Here is a 17,590-nt window from a genome sequence, read left to right as displayed (position 1 = left end):
ATATAACTTGAGATAGATATAACTCGAGCCAGTTTAGACGAACATCGCGAATTCAATAGCTATTAGGCCAATAGACGCTCAGCGAATGCTTTACCACCCTGCCAGCTCGAATCACTGGCTAAATTTTCCCAAGCCCACTGTCGACGCGCCAACATCGTCATTAAACGCTCTTGGCTCTCAGGCGCTAGCGGGTAGTTTTGCAGTGCATCGGCAACCTCTAAGGCACCCTGGCGATTATTACAGACCAAAACCATATCGCAGCCCGCTGAAAGCGCAAGCTTTGCTCGCTCCGCATAACTACCTGCTTGTACAGCGCCTTCCATACTTAGATCGTCACTGAAGATCACGCCGTTATACGCCATTTTGTCTCGCAAGACCGTTTTCAACCAGTATTCGGAAAACCCCACCGGCTGCTCATCGATTTGGCTAAAAATGATGTGCGCTGGCATTAAGGCATCGAGCTGGGGCAATAACTTAGCAAACGGCAACAAATCCCGTTGCTCTACTTCAGCCCAGCTGCGTTTATCGACTGGCAGGGTTAAGTGGCTATCTTCTTGCACTGCTCCATGACCAGGGAAATGCTTGCCGGTTGTCGCCATTCCAGCGTTAGACATCCCACGCATAAAGGCGGACCCTAGGCGGACCACTTCTCGAGGATCATCAGAAAAAGAGCGATCGCCGATAATACTTGAAAAGCTTTCATCAACGTCCAAAACCGGTGCAAAGCTGATATCTATCCCACAGGCTAGCACTTCGCTGGCCATTAAAAAGCCCAGCTGCTCAATCTCTGTTTCACTCGCAGCAGTCTGCGCCTCTTGGTAGTCCTTAATTTTTTGCATGGCAGGCAATCGCTGAAAACCATCTTCTTTCAAACGCTGAACTCGACCGCCCTCTTGATCAACCGCAATAATAATATCTTGGCGAATGGCACGAATGCTTTTTACTAGCTCACACAGCTGCGAGCGGCTGGAAAAGTTGCGTTGAAATAGGATCAATCCACCCACACAGGCTTGTTGTAACAACTGTTCATCTTCTTGGTTGAGCTCAAGCCCATCCACATCGATCATAAGTGGGCCTGGGCCCATAGTTTGTGTCGTCAATTTGTGTCTCTCAATAGATAGGGCTTAACTGGCCGCAGAGCTTTGTGAATCTACAGCCGGTATCTGCATCATACGACTTAAGGTAGGGATTAATAGTTCCAATGCGCGCTCTACACCACTGTGTTCAGAGAAGTTATCTTCAATGATGCCCTGAATAGAATCTATGCTCGATAAGGTAAACACCGTTGCCCCCAGCAGAAAATACAGCTGCCAGTAAAAGTCGACTGGGTTTATACCGGGTAAGGTATCACGCAGCAGATTCAAAAACCGGCGATACAGATCACCATACTGGCTAACGATAAATCGCCTTAAGTGGCCCTGGGATTGGGTATAGGCCATGCCTAGTAAGCGCATAAAACGCTGTAATTCAATGACCTGCTCGGCTTGATTCAAGCCAGGCTTCGCAGCAACCGTTTCCATCAAGGTGCTAAACAGGCAGCGAAACAAGGCCTCCACCTGATCACTGCCTTGCAGCTTATTAAGGTTTTCTGAGAGCTGCTGGCAAAAAGGGTCCAGGGTTCTGGCAAATACCGCCTGAATCAGGGCCTTTTTAGAGCCAAAATGGTAGTTTACAGAAGCCAGATTGACACCGGCCGCGGTAGTAATGGTGCGCAATGAGGTTTCTGCGTAACCTCGCTCAGCAAATAGAACGCTCGCCGCATCAAGAATGCGTTCTACTGTTTCTTTCTGGGCCATTCAGCCTTTCCAACCGTTTCATTATAAGGGCTTGAAAATACTGAGCTGCACCGCCCTTGTCAAGGTCATCATTTTGCCTCTCCAGCGCCCTTAGTACGTCACTAACAGCCCACTCGGAACCACTTTCGATGGTTTTATCGAGCAATTTTTAGACAATCTTATTATGTCCAGATTTCTGTATAGAACATAAATTTTTAAGCAAAATTGGCCCGATTTTTTCCCAGAATTAAAACTCTAAGAAAATGAATCAATTAGCGAAGCAAAGGAAATTTTCAATGATTACAATCAAGAAATGGCACCTAAAGTCATGACCTCAAACACTGTACATGCCCTGCCACCGTGTTATTTTTCCCATCAAGCAATGCAGCTTTTAACCACCAAAACTGTTGGTAGCCGCAACGCCAAAAGCCATAAGTTAATTCGCGGGTTTGGAGGTAATAGACAATGGCAAATCAACTCCCAGTCATCGGTGATTGGTACAACGATCTAGCTGTGGGACAGATTTTTGAAGTGGTAGCCATTGATGAGCATGCGGCCACCATTGAAATTCAATATGCCGATGGCGGTTTAGGGGAATACGACATGGATTCCTGGCAGCAACTCACCTTAGGTCCAGCTGAAGCGCCAGAGGATGCATCCGCTGGCTATGAAATGAGCCAGGAAGACAGCTATGTTGGCGATGAAGTGATGATCCCCATGGACGGCGGTAATCCGCTTGCCTCGATCGAGCCCGATAGCTTTTCCGGCTTTGACGACTTTTAAGATTTTACTGCGATAGGCGCCTAGCGCCTGTCCTTTTTCTATCTGCCAGTGCTTCTCGTAGTTTCTGTCGGCGGTTAGCAAGCGACTCTGTTTACAAGAGGCCTCTTTACATTTTCGCACGATTACCGACCAAACACCTACTCTACCCTCTCCCTCATTGATGACTGCAGCGCTAACGACTAACAGCTAGTATCTTTGCGCTGTTCATAGTCCGCATACACCAATAGTGGGACTGCAAAACGACGCCTATAACCGCTCTAATTGCATTGTTTAGTGCTAATGTAGCCCAACAAAAATATAAACATTCAAGGATTATCATCTTAGGGAAGAACAATGGACAAAATCGCTTTAGATAAAGATTTAATCAAGGACGCTATGCAATCACTGGCTTATTTCGCATTTATCGGTGCTATTTTTCGATTTGGCGGCCCAGAGGTTAAAAGTGACATCAATAAATTGATCCCCTTTATCCTTATCTTCTTAACCCTTCTGTTTTTTATTTATATCTTTACCATCATCCATGTCATTCGCCCCGGTGTGCAAATTTACTATCCAGAATTCGGCTTAAAGGGGATCGACTCACATTATCAACCGCTAAACCGTCTTCACCCCGCCAATGTGGTCTTTGTTTCCATTTTGGCCATGTACATCTATATAGGTTGGTTTATCGTGAGCATCGGCTTAATGGCAGGTTTAAGCGGATAAACTCACTGCTAAATATTGCAGTTTGCCAAGCCCTTCTCTCTTTGACTTTTGTTTCTTAAGCAATGACTTGCTAAGCTAGTGCTTTTGCCTAAAAAGCTGTGCTAAAGCGCTATGATCATCATACCAACCGAGAAACGTATTGATTGGCGTCGCCCACCTATCGCCGTGGTCACCCTTATATTGATCAATATTGCCATTTTTTCTTTCTATCAGAACAGCGATCTCAGCAAGTATCAGCGCGCCATTGAAATGTACGACAAACACGAGTTTGCAGATTTCGAAGCCGAAGCTTATCTTAACTACCGAAAACAAAATGGTATCTTGCAAGGCAACCCAGAGCTTTATGAAAGTTTAGTCGCGAGTTACGAAACTGATCCAAGCGCGATAAGTCAAAATATTTTGCTAGACCGTGACTTTCTCGCTTATTTAGAAAAGCAGCAAACTAATTGGATACCCGAAGAAAAGCGTGGTATCTGGGCGCAAGTAAGGCCCAATATCGAACACAATATCGCGGCGATAAGTAGCGTGAAACTGGGGCTCATTCCACAACATGGCAGTTTAATCACTCTGTTTAGCCACCAGTTTTTACACGGTGATATCTTCCACCTACTAGGCAATATGCTGTTCTTATTTATCTGCGGCTTTGCTGTTGAAGCCGCACTTGGTTCACTGCGATTTTCAGCGCTGTACATAGCCAGCGGTTTAGGTGCAGGCTTGCTATATAGTGCTATCGAGCTAGCCTCTAGCCGCGGTGGCGTCCCCCTTGTAGGGGCTTCGGGCGCGATATCTGGCGTTATGGCCATGTATTTAATGCTGTTCAAACTCCGTAAAATCGAGTTTTTTTACTGGTTGTTTATATTTGTCGGTTATTTTCGAGCGGCCGCACTTTATATTCTGCCCTTGTATATCGCCAAAGAAGTGGTCTTGTATTTCAGCTCCGACGATAGCCAGGTTGCCTATATGGCCCATACTGGCGGCTTTTTAACAGGCGCGGTATTGCTAGCCTTGTTGCAGTGGCTGCTACCTGAAAGTGTCGACGAAGAGTTTATTGAAGAGGACCAAGCTGTCGACCCGCGTCGAGAAAGCTTACAGAATATTCTGCAGAAAATTGAACTAGTGCAATTCAAATCAGCACAACAGCTACTAAATCAACATCGGCAAGAACATGGCCATTGTGCAGAATCAGACTTTATAGCAATTAACCTTATGGCTTTGAAAAAAGATGGCCAATGGCTTAAAGCCAATATCCAATACCTACAACGCAGTAGTCGTGATCAAGAGCTATTAGCCCGACAGCTTACCCTATGGCAACGGCTTCCTGCTGAAGGACGTGAAAAAATCGATCATCTTACACGCTGCCAATTCGCTATGCGCTTACTGGACGGTGAAAAACAAGAGGCCGCTGAAGCCATTGCCATTGAGCTTTTTAAAGCCGATAGCAAAGAAGCCATGTTACCTAAATTACTCGGTCAGCTGGCGGTTTTTTATAAGCAACTAGAAAACCCTGGGAAAGCCCAGCAATTCGAACAAGCCTTAGAACTACAACTTCAAAAAAGCCTATGAGTTACTGTCGCTATCACCCCGCCGAAGCCGCGAGCTACTATTGCGAGAACTGTCACTATCATGCTTGCAAACACTGCAGCAATGACAGTGATAGCTTCGATGAGCAATCGGCACAATGCTTCTTATGTAAACACGAGTTGACCTCTCTGGGAGCGAGCTTAACAGCAGAGCCATTTTGGCGCCGTATCGGCAAAGCTTTCCAATATGCTCTGGGGAAGGAATCGATAACAGCACTTATCATTACAGCAATTATTACACTACTTGGAATTTATATTCCCTTTGTTAGTTTAATTGCTTTGGCGTTTTTGTATAAATATTGTTTTTTCTGCTTAGAGCAAACAGCCCACGGCAATATGGTTGCGCCCGATGTGGGAAAAGCGAGTAGCGAAGGTTTACAAGTTTTATTACAAATTATTGGACTGCTGCTGTTGTCTATAGGTAGCACCATAATAATTTCTGCGTTTATCGGGGCAACTTTAGCCATACTATGGGTGATTTTTATGGCGGTGGCCCTCCCCGCTGCCTTTATGATTCTATCGATTAATAAAGATTTCAGCCAAGCGATCAATCCGCAGCGTCAACTTGAAGTGATGGGAGCTATAGGCCCATCTTATTTTGTCTTGCTCATCCTGCTATTTATTATGATGAGTTCTGTAGGTCTGCTTCATTGGTTGATCGGCGAGCAGTTCTCAACCCTAGGACAATTAAGTTCAACCTTGGTCTCCAACTATTATTCAGTAGTGATGTTCCATTTAATGGGTTACGTGGTTTTTCAATATCAAGACAAACTCGGCATTGTGGCCCAGCAACAAGGTGACAATAAAAGTAAACGCAGTGATAAGCAAAAACTAGACGCCAAGCTCGGTATGCTATTGAAGGATGGAGATTATCCTGCAGCGGTTCAATTGATGCGCAATCAGCTCTCGCGCGCTCCCAAGGATAATGAAACGGCCGAGCGCTTAATCAATTTACTGATAGAACTAGAAGACAAAGAAACACTGGCTAAGGTCTCTGAAGATTATTTTGCTCAACTATTTGCAAGCGAACAACATTACAAGATTGGCAGTCGCTTTAAACAGTTAAAGGCACTCATCCCCGACTATCGTCCTCAGAAAATGGGGCTACGTTTTCAACTAGCACAACATATGGATAACAGCGGGGATTTCAAACAAGCGGCCCTATTGCTGAAAAACTTCCACAAAGAATGCCAAGATAAAAAACTCATTGTGCAGGCCTATGAGCTTATGGTGGATTGCTTAAATAAACTACCGAACGGGGCTGCACAAGCCCAACCATACCAGCAATACGTTGCAAGCTTAAAAAAAGAGCTGGAGAAATTAGAGCAATCTAAGCCCGCCAGCTTGCGCAGTCGAAGTTGATCATTATTTAGGCAGCTAATCTTGCCTCAGGTCATTCTGGCACTTTAGTACTAGAGCTTTTGGCATTTAAATTTGCAACCATGATCACCCAAATGGAATCGAACAGGTCTTACTAAGGAATGCCGTTAAAATCTTCTATAGCGACGATCATCGCCGCATGCCTGCTATTGCTTAGCGCTCAATTACTCGGCGCACAAGCCTTTTCGCAAGCTAGCGAACCGACCACCGCAGACAATCAGCATCACGCTAAGCAAGGCCCCTTTGCGAACATTGAGAGCTGGCGCTATCCCAACGGCCTACAAGTCTATTTCAAGGCGATGCCCAAGGCCGAGCTGGTCACGTTTCGTATGAGCATTCCAGTGGGTGGATGGCAGGATCCAGACAAGCGGACTGGACTAGCGCACTTTACCGAACACATGCTATTTACCGGCTCTAAAGGCTATAGCAAAGCCGAATTTGAAAAGCTAGTCGATGACCGCGGCGGGCAAAACAACGCCTCAACAACAGTTAAACGCACGGACTACTGGCTAGAGTTACCAGAGAGCGAGTGGGCCTTCGGCCTGGATTGGTTTGGGCAACTGCTCTTTAATCACCAATTTGAAAGCAAACATGTCGACGAGGAACGCCGGGCGGTTATTTTAGAACGGGACCTTAAGCCAGAAACACCCGCTGACCTATTGAGAAAGTGGTTTATTTCACCAGACTGGGCTCGCGAGGAAGATCAGTGGACTCAGGTCTTAGGCTTAGAGATTCCCTATAAGAGCTTGATCGGCACCTGGAACGATGTAAATGCTACACAAGCCACTGATATTCAAGCTTTCTACGACCGTTATTACGGCCCGCAAAATATGACCATTATGCTTGCTGGCAACTTTCCTAGGGATGAAGTTAAGGCCTATATTGACGAGCATTTCGCCAACATCGAGCCCCACGGGGAGTATATTCAAACCATTCACGCCGCAAAGCCTGTCGCAAGAGAACGTCGTCACTTTAGCTTTAGCGAGCGCCGCGGGCATGTACATGAGTGGCGTCACTATATCAGCGACGTCGATAAACAAGATATGCAGTGGTTGTGGTTTCTTCGCACCATTTTGCATCACGATCTGAATACTGAACTCAGACAAAACCGTCAAGCGGCCTACGGAGTTAATGTTAGTTTCAACCTCATTCAAGGGCACGGGCGATTGATCAGCAATGGTAATTTCGACCCTGCCCAAGAGGCAGAAGCATTTGCCTATATCAACTCGGTGTACCAGCAACTGCAAAATGGCACCATGCCCAAGGAGCAGTTTGAAACCTTACGTAAAAAAGTGCTCGACGCGATTGTTCTCGATCATCAAACCCCTTGGAGCATTAGCAACTGGGTTGCTTCTGTTTTTTACGATAAGAACCTAATTGGGGAAAGCTTTCCGGATCTCTACCGATTCGCGAAGCAAGCGACTCAAGCCGATCTCGCAAACTGGATGGAAGCTAATATTAAAGCTGAGCACAGCGTAGTACAGAGCATTCGCCCCAACCCAACCTGGCCCTTAGTCAATATCGCAATTTTTGTACTGGCCATCATTTTCAGTTTTAGTGTTGGGCGCCGCTTTTTAATCACGTCACTAGAACTTCGACAACAACTATATATTCGCAAGGTTCTGTATGGCCCAGTGACTAGCCTAATGGCCCTATTGCTATTTTTCTGTGTCACCTTTTTATTGCTGCAAGCGCTCGCCTACAGCTCTCAATATATTGAGCGTTTTGTTATCTCAAGTGTCGATTCCTATTGGCTCAATATCGCTTGGACAATCTTTACAATAAGTATTGCAACGATTGTGATCTTAAATATTCCTGCTAGGGTGCCACGCAAGATCATATTGGCTGAAGATCACTGGCGAGTTAAATGCTTGAGCTTTCGCAGTCGTTGCTATAACTATAGTGATATAAATTTTGTAGAAGAGCGTTATCTGCTTTCAGTGATTTTTAGCAGAAAGGCCTTTCCCTGCCGACTGTTTCATTTCAATCCGTTTAGCAAGGGTTTATTAGTTGGTGTAGGCAGGAGCAGCTATTTACTAAAAACCCGCAATAATCTGGAGCTAATTGAAGAGTTTGAGAAAAGACGTCGGCCAACGAGGCCTGTCACAAGTACGGAACTAGGCCTGGATATAGACCGGAGTGCCGCATAGCAGCAAGTCGAACAGCTCAATCACATCGTGATTGCGCATTCGGATACAACCATGTGATGCGGCCTGACCAATAAGGTACTCCTCATTGGTGCCATGGATATAAATATAGCGCTCATGTGAGTCGATACCTTGCCCTTGATTAACGCCGGGCTCAAGTCCTTCCAACCACATGATACGACTTAAGATAAAATCCCCCTCTGTTCGGCATGGAGGGGCTTGATTCTCAATACACGCTATCTCACCAGTGGCCTGACGCCCCTTAAAGCACATCCCCAACGGCATATCAGCACCAATGCGCTCACGAATACAATGTAAACCTGTTGGTGTGCCAAAACTGCCCTCTTGTGAGCTAATTCCCCGTTGGGCGGTAGATACGGCGTATGACCGCAGCAGCTTGCCATCACGATCAAACAAATAGCAGCTCTGCTCGACAACACTAACGAGCAAGGCATAGCTTAGCTCGGGCTTATCTTGCAGATATTTAGTCAGTACATCGTTCATCGCTGGCCATTTGCATTTGAGGTAGTCTATTAGCAGCTATTCTAACCGCGACTTGAATGTACTGACCAGCCCTATTCCTTTGCGGCTAGCTTGGAGAGATAATCATGCAGAATAGCTGGGTGATTGGTCACAACGGCATCCGGCAACTGTCCGTTGAGTTTCTTCCTCAACTCTTCGAGCTCACCTACAGTATCAAGAGTACTCGCACTTAAGATATGATGATTTGAACTTGCCCAAGACTTTATTTCGGCGCTTTGATACTGTGTTTCTAGATCGATCCAGCTAGCAGGCAGTTCATTAAGGAGAGATGGAAACAAGAGTAATAAGGCACGCTCATAGCGTGAAAAAGCTACCCGAGGTTGCGGTGATAGCTGCCTGAGCTTGCGAGGCAACCATAGACTATTCGATTTAATATAAACCCTTTGATAATCCGCTGATGTAAACTCCTTAGGAATAAACGCCAATAATGCTTGGGCCATCTCTACTGTTTCTGGTTTAACATCCAATAATATTGGGATATCAGGGAATCGAGATAAAAACTCTTTGAAGCTCATGCCATAAACAGGCCGATTTCTGTAGGGATAAACTCCTTGCCCGCCAGGATTAAAATACCAAGCCATATTGTATTGTTTAAAGCCAGCTAAGTTTAGGGCTGACAGATCTCGATCAACACCGCTCTGCCGCTTGATATTGTCATCGTGAAACATCACCAAGCTGCCATCGCCCAAAACCTGCAAATCAGCTTCAAAAGCAAGTGCCCCTTGATCTAAGGCTTGCTGATAACATATCGCGGTATTCTCTGGGCAATGTTTACCAGCACCACGATGACCAACTACGACAGGCTCCCTGCTCCATTTGGCCAACAAATGACTATCCGCGGTATCGGCGGCGGCTTCTCTTGTTACTCCTACGTCTAAAAGATAGCAAAGTAAGATTAGGGCAAACCCTACGCTACTAACTAGCAAAAGAGAAACAAACTTCAACATACGCATTGAAAGGTCGCCAAGCACATTACACACCGAAAACAACTCACGATACTGACTCAGCCAGTATCGTGGGCTTTTTTATGCCCCGTCTTTACCACCTTTTATATACCGTCCCTTGTATATCATCGATTGCGGGAATCAGTTAAAGCTCTTTCGCATTTGAAGACCATAAGTCCTTGGAGCGCCTTGAATATAAGTTGGCAATCCAAAGGAAGCGCCCGTGTTACCCGCATCGATTAGATATTCTTTATCAAATAAATTATCGGCATAAAGCTCAACGGACCAGTCATCTTCATTTGAAGAGATACCAACTTTCAGCTTCAGCAGGCTAATGGCATCTTCTTCATAAGTGTTAGCAATATCGAAGAACACTGATGAGCGATGGCTCAAGGTAGCCGATGAAGTTAGTGACAGATAATCACTGATAGGCCAGCGGGCCAAATATCCTAGAGCACCGCTAAACTTGGGCTGCAAACGAAAGCGATTGCCAGCATATTCACCGTTCTCCTTATCATCATCCACCTTCGCGTCGATGTAACCGATATTACCGAATAGACGAAAGGCCTCACTGATCTGCCACTGCCCTTCTAACTCAATACCCACATTTGTAGCATTGCCCGCACTCGCAGAAATAAAATTACCGCCATCATTGAGCACACGCACACGGAAGTTTTCATAATCTTGGTAGAAGATCGCTGCACTATAACTAATGCCCTCGCTTCCTAAAAAGCCTTTTACACCAACTTCGATATTGCGGACTTCCTCAGGATCAATAGTCACTGCCGAGCCAGTATCCATCTGAAGCACTTTAGAACGCTGACCTTTTGATAAGGTCAAATAGGCACTGTGAGCATCGCTCAAGTCGTAGTTGATCGCCAATCTTGGTAGCAAAGAATTATCATCCAGCTCACCTTCGACTTGCTGCCCCTGAGTATTAAGAATCCGACCAGCAAACAAGTCCAACGGTAGGCCTGTCGCTTGCTGAAGCAATACGGACACCGGAAGGTTCGAACTATACGCCGACCAACGATCCTCTGTCGTCCAACGTAAACCAGCGGTGATCTCTAAACGTTCATTAAACGCATAACTGATATCACCGAATACCGAGCGGCTACGATTATCTGCTTTGTTTTTGTACTCCCCTTCGTACACTAACTTTACAGGTGAGGAGCTTTGGCAGCCGCCAGGAAGAACACCAGCGCAAGCTAAGAATAGAAATTCATCTCCACTATAGCCAACACGCTGCTCGGCTTCATCTTCAAATTGAGATAAGCCCACAAAACCACTTAATTGCTCAGCTTGAAAATTTAAGCGTAACTCATGGCTGTTTAATTCACCCTGGGCGTCTTCAGAGAAATTTAAAAACTCTTGTGGAATACCGTCGGCATCAAAGGCTTCCAGAGAATCATAACGGCGATTGGAGGCTATATAATTCAAAGTCAGTTGATCGTCTATATCCCAACTGACCCGAACATTGAGATCTTTAGTATCGCGATCCACGCCCACATCGTTCAAACCTAGAATATTGTTATCAGGTACCGATAAAGCGGCATTGTCACTAAACACTAGATTCTGATTTAAAAAAGCTGTACCAGGATCCTTAGCGCGCTCCTTGGTATAGACTATATCAACCGTGAGGTCATCATTTGGGGTCCAGCGAACACTCGGACGAAAAGATAATCTATCATAGCCATTGAGATCATCTTCAGCGCTATTATTCTCAACATAACCATCACGCTGCTTGGAAAATACAGCAAGACGCCCCTGTAAAATATCACTGCCACCCGTAACATAGCCATTGAATTTTCGAGCGGAGTAATCACCAAACCCAGCGCTTAACTCTGCCGAGAAGTCTTGTTCGGGTTTAGCTGTAAAAAAGCTCATGGCGCCGACCGAAGAAGCTGTGCCAAACAAAGTCGCTTGGGGCCCCTTTACCACTTCTACACGCTCCATATCGTAGACTTCAAAATAGGAAGCCCTTGAGCGAGAGACATCAGCGCCATTCAAATAGACTGATACTCTTGGTGCGCTAGTCGCCTCACCCGCGTCAGAAGTAATTCCTCGAATCACATAGCCATTATTATTCACACTTTGCTGCTGCACTGTTAGGCCCGGCGTCAAATCTGCGAGTTCATCATAGCGGCTTACATCAAGCGCTTTAAGAAAATCACCATCAAAAGCCGATACAGTTACCGGTACGTCACGGATACTCTGCTCACGCTTTTGAGCGGTTACGACAATTTCTTCCATCAATACAGCGTCCTGGGCAAAAGCCGAAGAAACAGCTAAAGACAGCACTGACACAGGAAACGAGATTAGCGGGCTTATAGACTTCATGTGGAATTCCTTCACGGGCTTTAACAGCCTTTACTGGGTAAGTAATAAAACGTAGAGGAAAGCTAACAGTGAAAAACTACAGTTTAAGGACAGTAATAAGACAATTAATTTAATTGGAAGTTAATTTGGAGGCTTTAACGTGGATTTTTAACCATTCACATATAAAGACAAGCGGGACTTGTCATTATCGATCAGTATCACTCGCAAAAATTAACAACAATAAGCTAGTAATTGCGAAGCTCGAAAAAGAGAAAGATTTCAGGACTTGGCAAGCTTAACGCGATACATTTCCTTATCCGCTCTATCCATCCAAGATTCAATAGCAATACCAGGGTCATCAATCAAAACAGTACCAATACTCACGCTTAAATCGGAGGCATGGATACATTCGTAAATTCGATCACGAAGCGCACTTAATTCAGAATCACTATTACAGTGACTCAGGATAACAAATTCATCACCACCAATACGTGCCGAAACATCACTTTCTCGAGTCGCCTCTTTAATTAATTGCGCTAGCTTCTTTAAGGAGTTATCGCCAAATTTATGTCCGAACTTATCGTTCACAACTTTAAGGTCATCCATATCGAGATACAATAAACCCAAGTTGTGATGGTGACGTTTGGCCAAAGCCAAACGATGCTTGGCCGCAATTAAAAAACCACGGCGATTATTCAGCTTAGTCAGATCGTCATTCATCGCCATATTGGCGATTGCGTGGTACTGATCTAAGAGATTTAAATCTGCCTCCACTAAATCTCTAAGCTCATGCATTAAGTCTATGTAGTCACTTTGATAATCGGTTTCTGCAAAATCCATAACACATATGGTGCCAAACGGATCACCGTTGGGCCAATTGATGGGTAAGCCACAATACGACAAAAACCCATCATCCCTTACTTCTGGATTATCATCCCAAGAAGGATCTTGAGCGGCATTTTTAACGTAGAGGCTCTCTCCGGTTTCAACGATTTTTCGGCAAAATATATTTGTATCACTTGGGATCAGCCCACCGGCAGGATAGATATTGCTTTCTTGATCACTGGCGATGACGACTTGATAGCCTGCTGGGCTGTATTGCACGATAAAACCAGCGGGCGCAGAAAAGATCCTCGCCATAACGTCGACAGTCTTCTGCCATTTGGTTAGAGGAACTAAGCGCTCTTTATCCTCCAGCACCCAGCTATCGGGCTTTAACATAAGCTTTCCACAGTGTTTCTAAGTAAAGTTGGCCTAAGCGACTTTAATACATATTGAACAAAAGCTTGCCAGCTGTTCAATTTTCAAGCAGCGGGCATTTAATCGGCAGCGTTTATTAACGATCTGCTAATAAAATAGCTTAAATAACAGTATGAGCACAAACAATTACGTGATTTATTGATCTTGCCATGGAAAAACCCAAGAAAAGCAGTTGAGCGCTTGCACCTGCGGCAATTATTGCCTAGACAAGATAAATTGCCATACCCCTATTTTATATGGCAACCCCAAGTACACTCCTAGTTATCAAGCAAACGCTAGAAATTGCCCATTCCACTTCTTTGAACGTCACTCTACACATCAGTAAAAGTAGTTATGTCATGCTAATTCCCAGTGTCAGTTCTCCGAAAGATAACCTTATAGACAAACATCTGAATTTAGCACTTACTAATTAATTGCCTAGTAAGTAGTTATGAAAATGATGAACACCAGTTGATCAATACTTTTCTCCCCCTAACCTACACCTGAATTTATAGACTCCTAATACCAATAAAAACAAGGTTCAATTGTCATGGCGGGCAAAAAATCCAATAGCATTACCAGCATTTCTGATAATTTCGGCTCTGTGCAATCCAACGTAGGAAAGAACGGACGAAGTGACGACCAAACCTTAACCCTGCGTGGTAAAGGTACCCCAGGTAAAACCATTAATATTTACGACGGCAATAAGCTTATTGGCAGCACTACTGTCAATAAGAATGGCAGATGGAAGTTCATAACTGAGCCGCTCGATCATGGACAACATAATTTTGTGATTGGAACTGTGAGAGCTGACGGAAGCGTATTTGGCAAGAGCAGTAAATATAAAGTATTCGTGGATCTCAGTGCAAACAAGCTAAACAATATTGATATCAGTGAGGACAAGGAAAACTACCTTATCAAAGGTCGAGCGGAGGCCTTTGCTACCGTTCGAATTTACGACAACGGAAATTTAATTGGTGAAGTAAAAGCCAATAAACGTGGTTTTTATCGCTTCGAGATGGATGGCAATATGCCAGACGGCGACCATGCGATAACCCTTACTCAACAAGATATTGCCGGGAATATATCGCAACACAGCGAAGCCAAGACCATTAGCATGGGCCAGCCAAACAGCTCAGCTAATCTTCAAAAGCCGACTGTCGATTCAGGTGAATTTGACGGCCACACATTAGTTATTACTGGTACTGTCAACCTTCAAAACGTGGAGTCTTTCACTGTACAAATTAATGGCCAAAGCTATAGCAGCGAAGATGGCTTGAGCGTGGTAGGCAATAAGTGGAGCTTAGTCGTCGATGCCAGCACCTGGGCAGCTGGCGACTACGAAGTAATTGCAACAGTCAGTAATAGCACAGGATCACTACAGGACGACTCCAATAAAGAAATTAAATACCAAATAGAGAATATTGGCCTCGCTGGAATAGATAGCGATGGTGATGAAGTTCCTGATGATATAGATATCGATGATGATAACGACGGAATTTTAGATATCGTCGAAGGCAGCGGTGATCTCGATAAAGACGGTATCATTAACGCACTAGATCTAGACAGCGACGGTGACGGAATAGCGGATAATATTGAAGCCCAAACCACCAATGGTTTCAAAGACCCAATCGTCTTTATCGATATGGATTTTGATGGCTTGCACGACTTTTATGATGCTAACGTGGGTGATCAAACGGCAGCGGCTTCCAAAGGCATCACAGCAGAAGATACTGATAACGATCGATTAGCCGACTATCTGGATCTCGATAGTGATAACGATTCATTACTCGATATCAACGAATCAGGCGTTCCCTTTGATAACTTCAGTACGGATTACAAAAATATCACCGGCGGTTATCTACCCGATGACTTAGCGGATACCTTTGGTACTGACGAGCGAGATTATCGCGAAACCAATGCACCAAACAATAAATCCATCGGCCCAATAAAAGATATTGACGCAAGCTTCAATGAAATTGAGGAAAATGCTAGCCAAGGCAGTGGAGTCGGTATTCAAGCCCGAGCTATTGATCCAGACAGCGGCGATACGGTGAGCTATGAGCTGACAGATGATGCACAAGGACGATTTGTCATAGATGCAAGCAGTGGCGTAATTTCAGTAAGTGGCGGCTTAGATCATGATCTGAACAGCTCCCATGAGGTGACAGTAAGAGCAAATTCCAGTGATGGTAGCTTTAGCACTAAGACCTTCACCATTCAGGTACTCGATGACAACGCCCCTATTGGCCCTGTTAGCGATATCGATAGCGCTTCCAATAGCGTTAGTGAAACCGCCAGCACCGGGAGTGAAGTGGGCGTTACAGGCTTTGCTGAAGACCCAGACCCTAGTGATAAGGTTTCTTACACTCTCTTCGATGATGCCGATGGTCGATTCAACATCAACAGCAAAACAGGTGTTGTGACCTTAGCTAAAGAACTGGATTATTCAGTCGCCACAAGCCACGACATCACAATTAAAGCCGAATCTACTGACGGCACAGTGAGTGCAGAAACCTTTACCATTGAGGTAGAGCAAAATAAGCCTATTGGCCCAATTAAAGATACCGACAAAATGGATAATGCGGTATCAGAATGTTCTCTTGAAGACACTTATGTTGGTATTACAGCACTAGCCATCGATCCCGACACAGCCGGAAACGTTAAGTATGAACTGCTCGATGATGCCGGTGGCCGCTTCCGTATCGATAGCAAAACCGGTGAAGTCTTTACCACCGATATACACCTAGATTATGAGACTGATAAATCTCATACAATTGAAATTAAAGCGACTTCCCCTGATGGCAGTAGCAGTCAAGAAACAATGACTATCGATGTTATCGACGAAGAAACGTTCGTTAAGTTCGACCCAATGGGTACCTATGATGCGGGCCCTGCATTAGGTATCGGCTGGAACTCCTATAAAAGCGGGCCAGCAGTTGGAGCAGTGGTAACGGTTTCGGGCACCTCAAACCTACCTCCTGGCACCGTGCTTCACATCAAAGAATTTAACTCAATGTTCCGAGATGAAAAGGCAGCCTACGATGAGAGCTGGGACCGCAATAAGACCCAATACCACACTGCGGTAGTTCAAGCCGATGGTACTTTTTCAACAGAGGTGACTCTCGCCGACGCTCCCCCATCAATAAAGTTCTATACAGTATTTGGCAATGTAGTGAAGTACTTTGAGCCCGATGGAAACTCACTTTTTTCTATCTCAGATATTGATCTTCCAAGCGGTGCACATATTTGTGACCTAAATACTGGCGAGGAAAGGCTCACCATTACCAATACTGCAGAAAACCACAATCCAGCCCAAAGCCCCTTGGTATTGGACCTGAATGGTAATGGCGTAGAGACCACAAACATTGATCAAGGTATTAAGTTTGATATCAACAATGACGGTCAACTCGAACAAGTGGGCTGGGTAAGCCCAGAAGATGCCCTCTTAGTATTTGATATTAACCAAGACGGTATCATTAATAACGGCAGTGAACTATTTGGTGAAGCCACCGTACTAACATCAGGCGAAACCGCCGAAGAAGGTTTTCAAGCACTCTCTGATTTAGACAGTAACAATGATGGTGTTTTTGACCAGCAAGACCAATACTTTGACGCCCTTCAGCTGTGGCAAGATAAAAACCAAAATGGTATATCCGAGGAAGGGGAACTTATTGGCCTACACGAAGCCGGCGTAGCCTCGATTGACCTAGCGGCAACCAGCATTAACGAAGTAGATAACGGTAACTATATTGGCTTACGCTCTGGCTGGACCGATGAGCAAGGCAACAGCCATGATATTGATGATGTTTGGTTTTCATTAAAGCCTCTGGAGGAAGCTGTAAATACAGCTGATTTACTCACGGCAGATAATGAAGATGTGCTTCCAGAGCCTGCTGGTAGCCACATCAATGCCCCAAGCAGTAACAAAGCTGGAGCTGATACACTCTTTGACACCGGCAGTTTTGATGGCGGTCAAATGTTACGTGAGCTACTCGCCAACGAAGATGTAAGCTACTGTCATTGCTAAAAAGCTTTAACACAGCATCTAAAACAAACAGAGCCTGGCTTTCACCGGGCTTTTTTATTTGTGAACACCAGCAAAGGAAGGATCACCAACGACTCTAAAGTAAACAATCCGCTAGCTGACACCATAAACTACAATCCCCTGTAAT

General features: G+C 45.0%; 12 protein-coding genes. 6 read left to right on the top strand and 6 right to left on the bottom strand.

Annotated features, from left to right (window positions below; translation table 11 throughout):
- Nucleotides 1-62: 62 nt before the first annotated feature.
- Together nagZ and Q1A08_RS00635 are read right to left on the bottom strand one after the other, a co-directional pair.
- The gene (gene nagZ / locus Q1A08_RS00640; RefSeq protein WP_299768209.1) at nt 63-1,100 is read right to left on the bottom strand and encodes a beta-N-acetylhexosaminidase; all 1,038 of its coding nucleotides are present in this window, start codon (nt 1,098-1,100) and stop codon (nt 63-65) included.
- Nucleotides 1,101-1,124: 24 nt separating this feature from the next.
- On the bottom strand, nt 1,125-1,796 hold the full coding sequence (locus tag Q1A08_RS00635; RefSeq protein WP_299768206.1) for a TetR/AcrR family transcriptional regulator: 672 nt from the start codon (nt 1,794-1,796) through the stop codon (nt 1,125-1,127).
- A 444-nt stretch (nt 1,797-2,240) separates the two neighbouring features.
- On the opposite strand from Q1A08_RS00635, the gene Q1A08_RS00630 reads away from it, so the two are divergent.
- The 5 genes from Q1A08_RS00630 to Q1A08_RS00610 all read left to right on the top strand — a co-directional run bounded on the left by Q1A08_RS00630 (nt 2,241) and on the right by Q1A08_RS00610 (nt 8,373).
- Entirely contained in the window at nt 2,241-2,558 is a 318-nt protein-coding gene (locus Q1A08_RS00630; RefSeq protein ID WP_299768203.1) for a DUF6763 family protein, read from the top strand.
- Nucleotides 2,559-2,891: 333 nt separating this feature from the next.
- Complete coding sequence (locus tag Q1A08_RS00625; RefSeq protein WP_299768200.1) at nt 2,892-3,263, top strand: hypothetical protein; 372 nt, start codon at nt 2,892-2,894, stop codon at nt 3,261-3,263.
- A 111-nt stretch (nt 3,264-3,374) separates the two neighbouring features.
- On the top strand, nt 3,375-4,826 hold the full coding sequence (locus tag Q1A08_RS00620; protein WP_299768198.1) for a rhomboid family intramembrane serine protease: 1,452 nt from the start codon (nt 3,375-3,377) through the stop codon (nt 4,824-4,826).
- Nucleotides 4,823-6,205, top strand: a complete 1,383-nt coding sequence (locus Q1A08_RS00615) for a hypothetical protein (protein WP_299768195.1) — start codon at nt 4,823-4,825, stop codon at nt 6,203-6,205. The genes Q1A08_RS00620 and Q1A08_RS00615 overlap by 4 nt, the downstream gene beginning before the upstream one ends.
- A 119-nt stretch (nt 6,206-6,324) precedes the next feature.
- On the top strand, nt 6,325-8,373 hold the full coding sequence (locus Q1A08_RS00610; RefSeq protein ID WP_299768192.1) for a pitrilysin family protein: 2,049 nt from the start codon (nt 6,325-6,327) through the stop codon (nt 8,371-8,373).
- Here Q1A08_RS00610 and Q1A08_RS00605 read toward each other — a convergent pair.
- From Q1A08_RS00605 to Q1A08_RS00590, 4 genes are all read right to left on the bottom strand, one after another.
- On the bottom strand, nt 8,341-8,874 hold the full coding sequence (locus tag Q1A08_RS00605; RefSeq protein WP_299768190.1) for a L,D-transpeptidase: 534 nt from the start codon (nt 8,872-8,874) through the stop codon (nt 8,341-8,343). The two genes, Q1A08_RS00610 and Q1A08_RS00605, sit on opposite strands and share 33 nt — an antisense overlap.
- Before the next feature lie 71 nt (nt 8,875-8,945).
- Entirely contained in the window at nt 8,946-9,866 is a 921-nt protein-coding gene (locus Q1A08_RS00600; RefSeq protein ID WP_299768187.1) for a glycerophosphodiester phosphodiesterase family protein, read from the bottom strand.
- A 132-nt stretch (nt 9,867-9,998) separates the two neighbouring features.
- Complete coding sequence (locus Q1A08_RS00595; RefSeq protein ID WP_299768184.1) at nt 9,999-12,197, bottom strand: TonB-dependent receptor; 2,199 nt, start codon at nt 12,195-12,197, stop codon at nt 9,999-10,001.
- Nucleotides 12,198-12,455: 258 nt separating this feature from the next.
- Nucleotides 12,456-13,397 carry a sensor domain-containing diguanylate cyclase gene (locus Q1A08_RS00590; RefSeq protein ID WP_299768182.1) on the bottom strand — a complete coding sequence of 314 codons (942 nt, stop codon included), beginning with the start codon at nt 13,395-13,397 and terminating at the stop codon, nt 12,456-12,458.
- A gap of 568 nt (nt 13,398-13,965) precedes the next feature.
- Between Q1A08_RS00590 and Q1A08_RS00585 the strand changes: the two genes are divergently transcribed.
- Nucleotides 13,966-17,445, top strand: coding sequence for a cadherin domain-containing protein (locus Q1A08_RS00585; RefSeq protein WP_299768179.1), 3,480 nt, complete (start codon nt 13,966-13,968; stop codon nt 17,443-17,445).
- Nucleotides 17,446-17,590 lie beyond the last annotated feature (145 nt).

It is taken from the genome of uncultured Pseudoteredinibacter sp. (genome assembly GCF_947500695.1).
Classification (GTDB): Bacteria; Pseudomonadota; Gammaproteobacteria; order Pseudomonadales; family Cellvibrionaceae; genus Pseudoteredinibacter.
Note: the sequence above shows the minus strand (reverse complement) of the source record. Positions and strands in the feature narration are given on the sequence as shown.

Excerpts from the sequence above, each read along its gene's own strand:
- Q1A08_RS00635 (WP_299768206.1), bottom strand. The coding sequence starts at position 1,796 with ATGGCCCAGAAAGAAACAGTAGAACGCATTCTTGATGCGGCGAGCGTT.
- Q1A08_RS00630 (WP_299768203.1), top strand. The coding sequence starts at position 2,241 with ATGGCAAATCAACTCCCAGTCATCGGTGATTGGTACAACGATCTAGCT.
- Q1A08_RS00625 (WP_299768200.1), top strand. The coding sequence starts at position 2,892 with ATGGACAAAATCGCTTTAGATAAAGATTTAATCAAGGACGCTATGCAA.
- Q1A08_RS00620 (WP_299768198.1), top strand. The coding sequence starts at position 3,375 with ATGATCATCATACCAACCGAGAAACGTATTGATTGGCGTCGCCCACCT.
- Q1A08_RS00615 (WP_299768195.1), top strand. The coding sequence starts at position 4,823 with ATGAGTTACTGTCGCTATCACCCCGCCGAAGCCGCGAGCTACTATTGC.
- Q1A08_RS00610 (WP_299768192.1), top strand. The coding sequence starts at position 6,325 with ATGCCGTTAAAATCTTCTATAGCGACGATCATCGCCGCATGCCTGCTA.
- Q1A08_RS00605 (WP_299768190.1), bottom strand. The coding sequence starts at position 8,874 with ATGAACGATGTACTGACTAAATATCTGCAAGATAAGCCCGAGCTAAGC.
- Q1A08_RS00600 (WP_299768187.1), bottom strand. The coding sequence starts at position 9,866 with ATGCGTATGTTGAAGTTTGTTTCTCTTTTGCTAGTTAGTAGCGTAGGG.
- Q1A08_RS00595 (WP_299768184.1), bottom strand. The coding sequence starts at position 12,197 with ATGAAGTCTATAAGCCCGCTAATCTCGTTTCCTGTGTCAGTGCTGTCT.
- Q1A08_RS00590 (WP_299768182.1), bottom strand. The coding sequence starts at position 13,397 with ATGTTAAAGCCCGATAGCTGGGTGCTGGAGGATAAAGAGCGCTTAGTT.
- Q1A08_RS00585 (WP_299768179.1), top strand. The coding sequence starts at position 13,966 with ATGGCGGGCAAAAAATCCAATAGCATTACCAGCATTTCTGATAATTTC.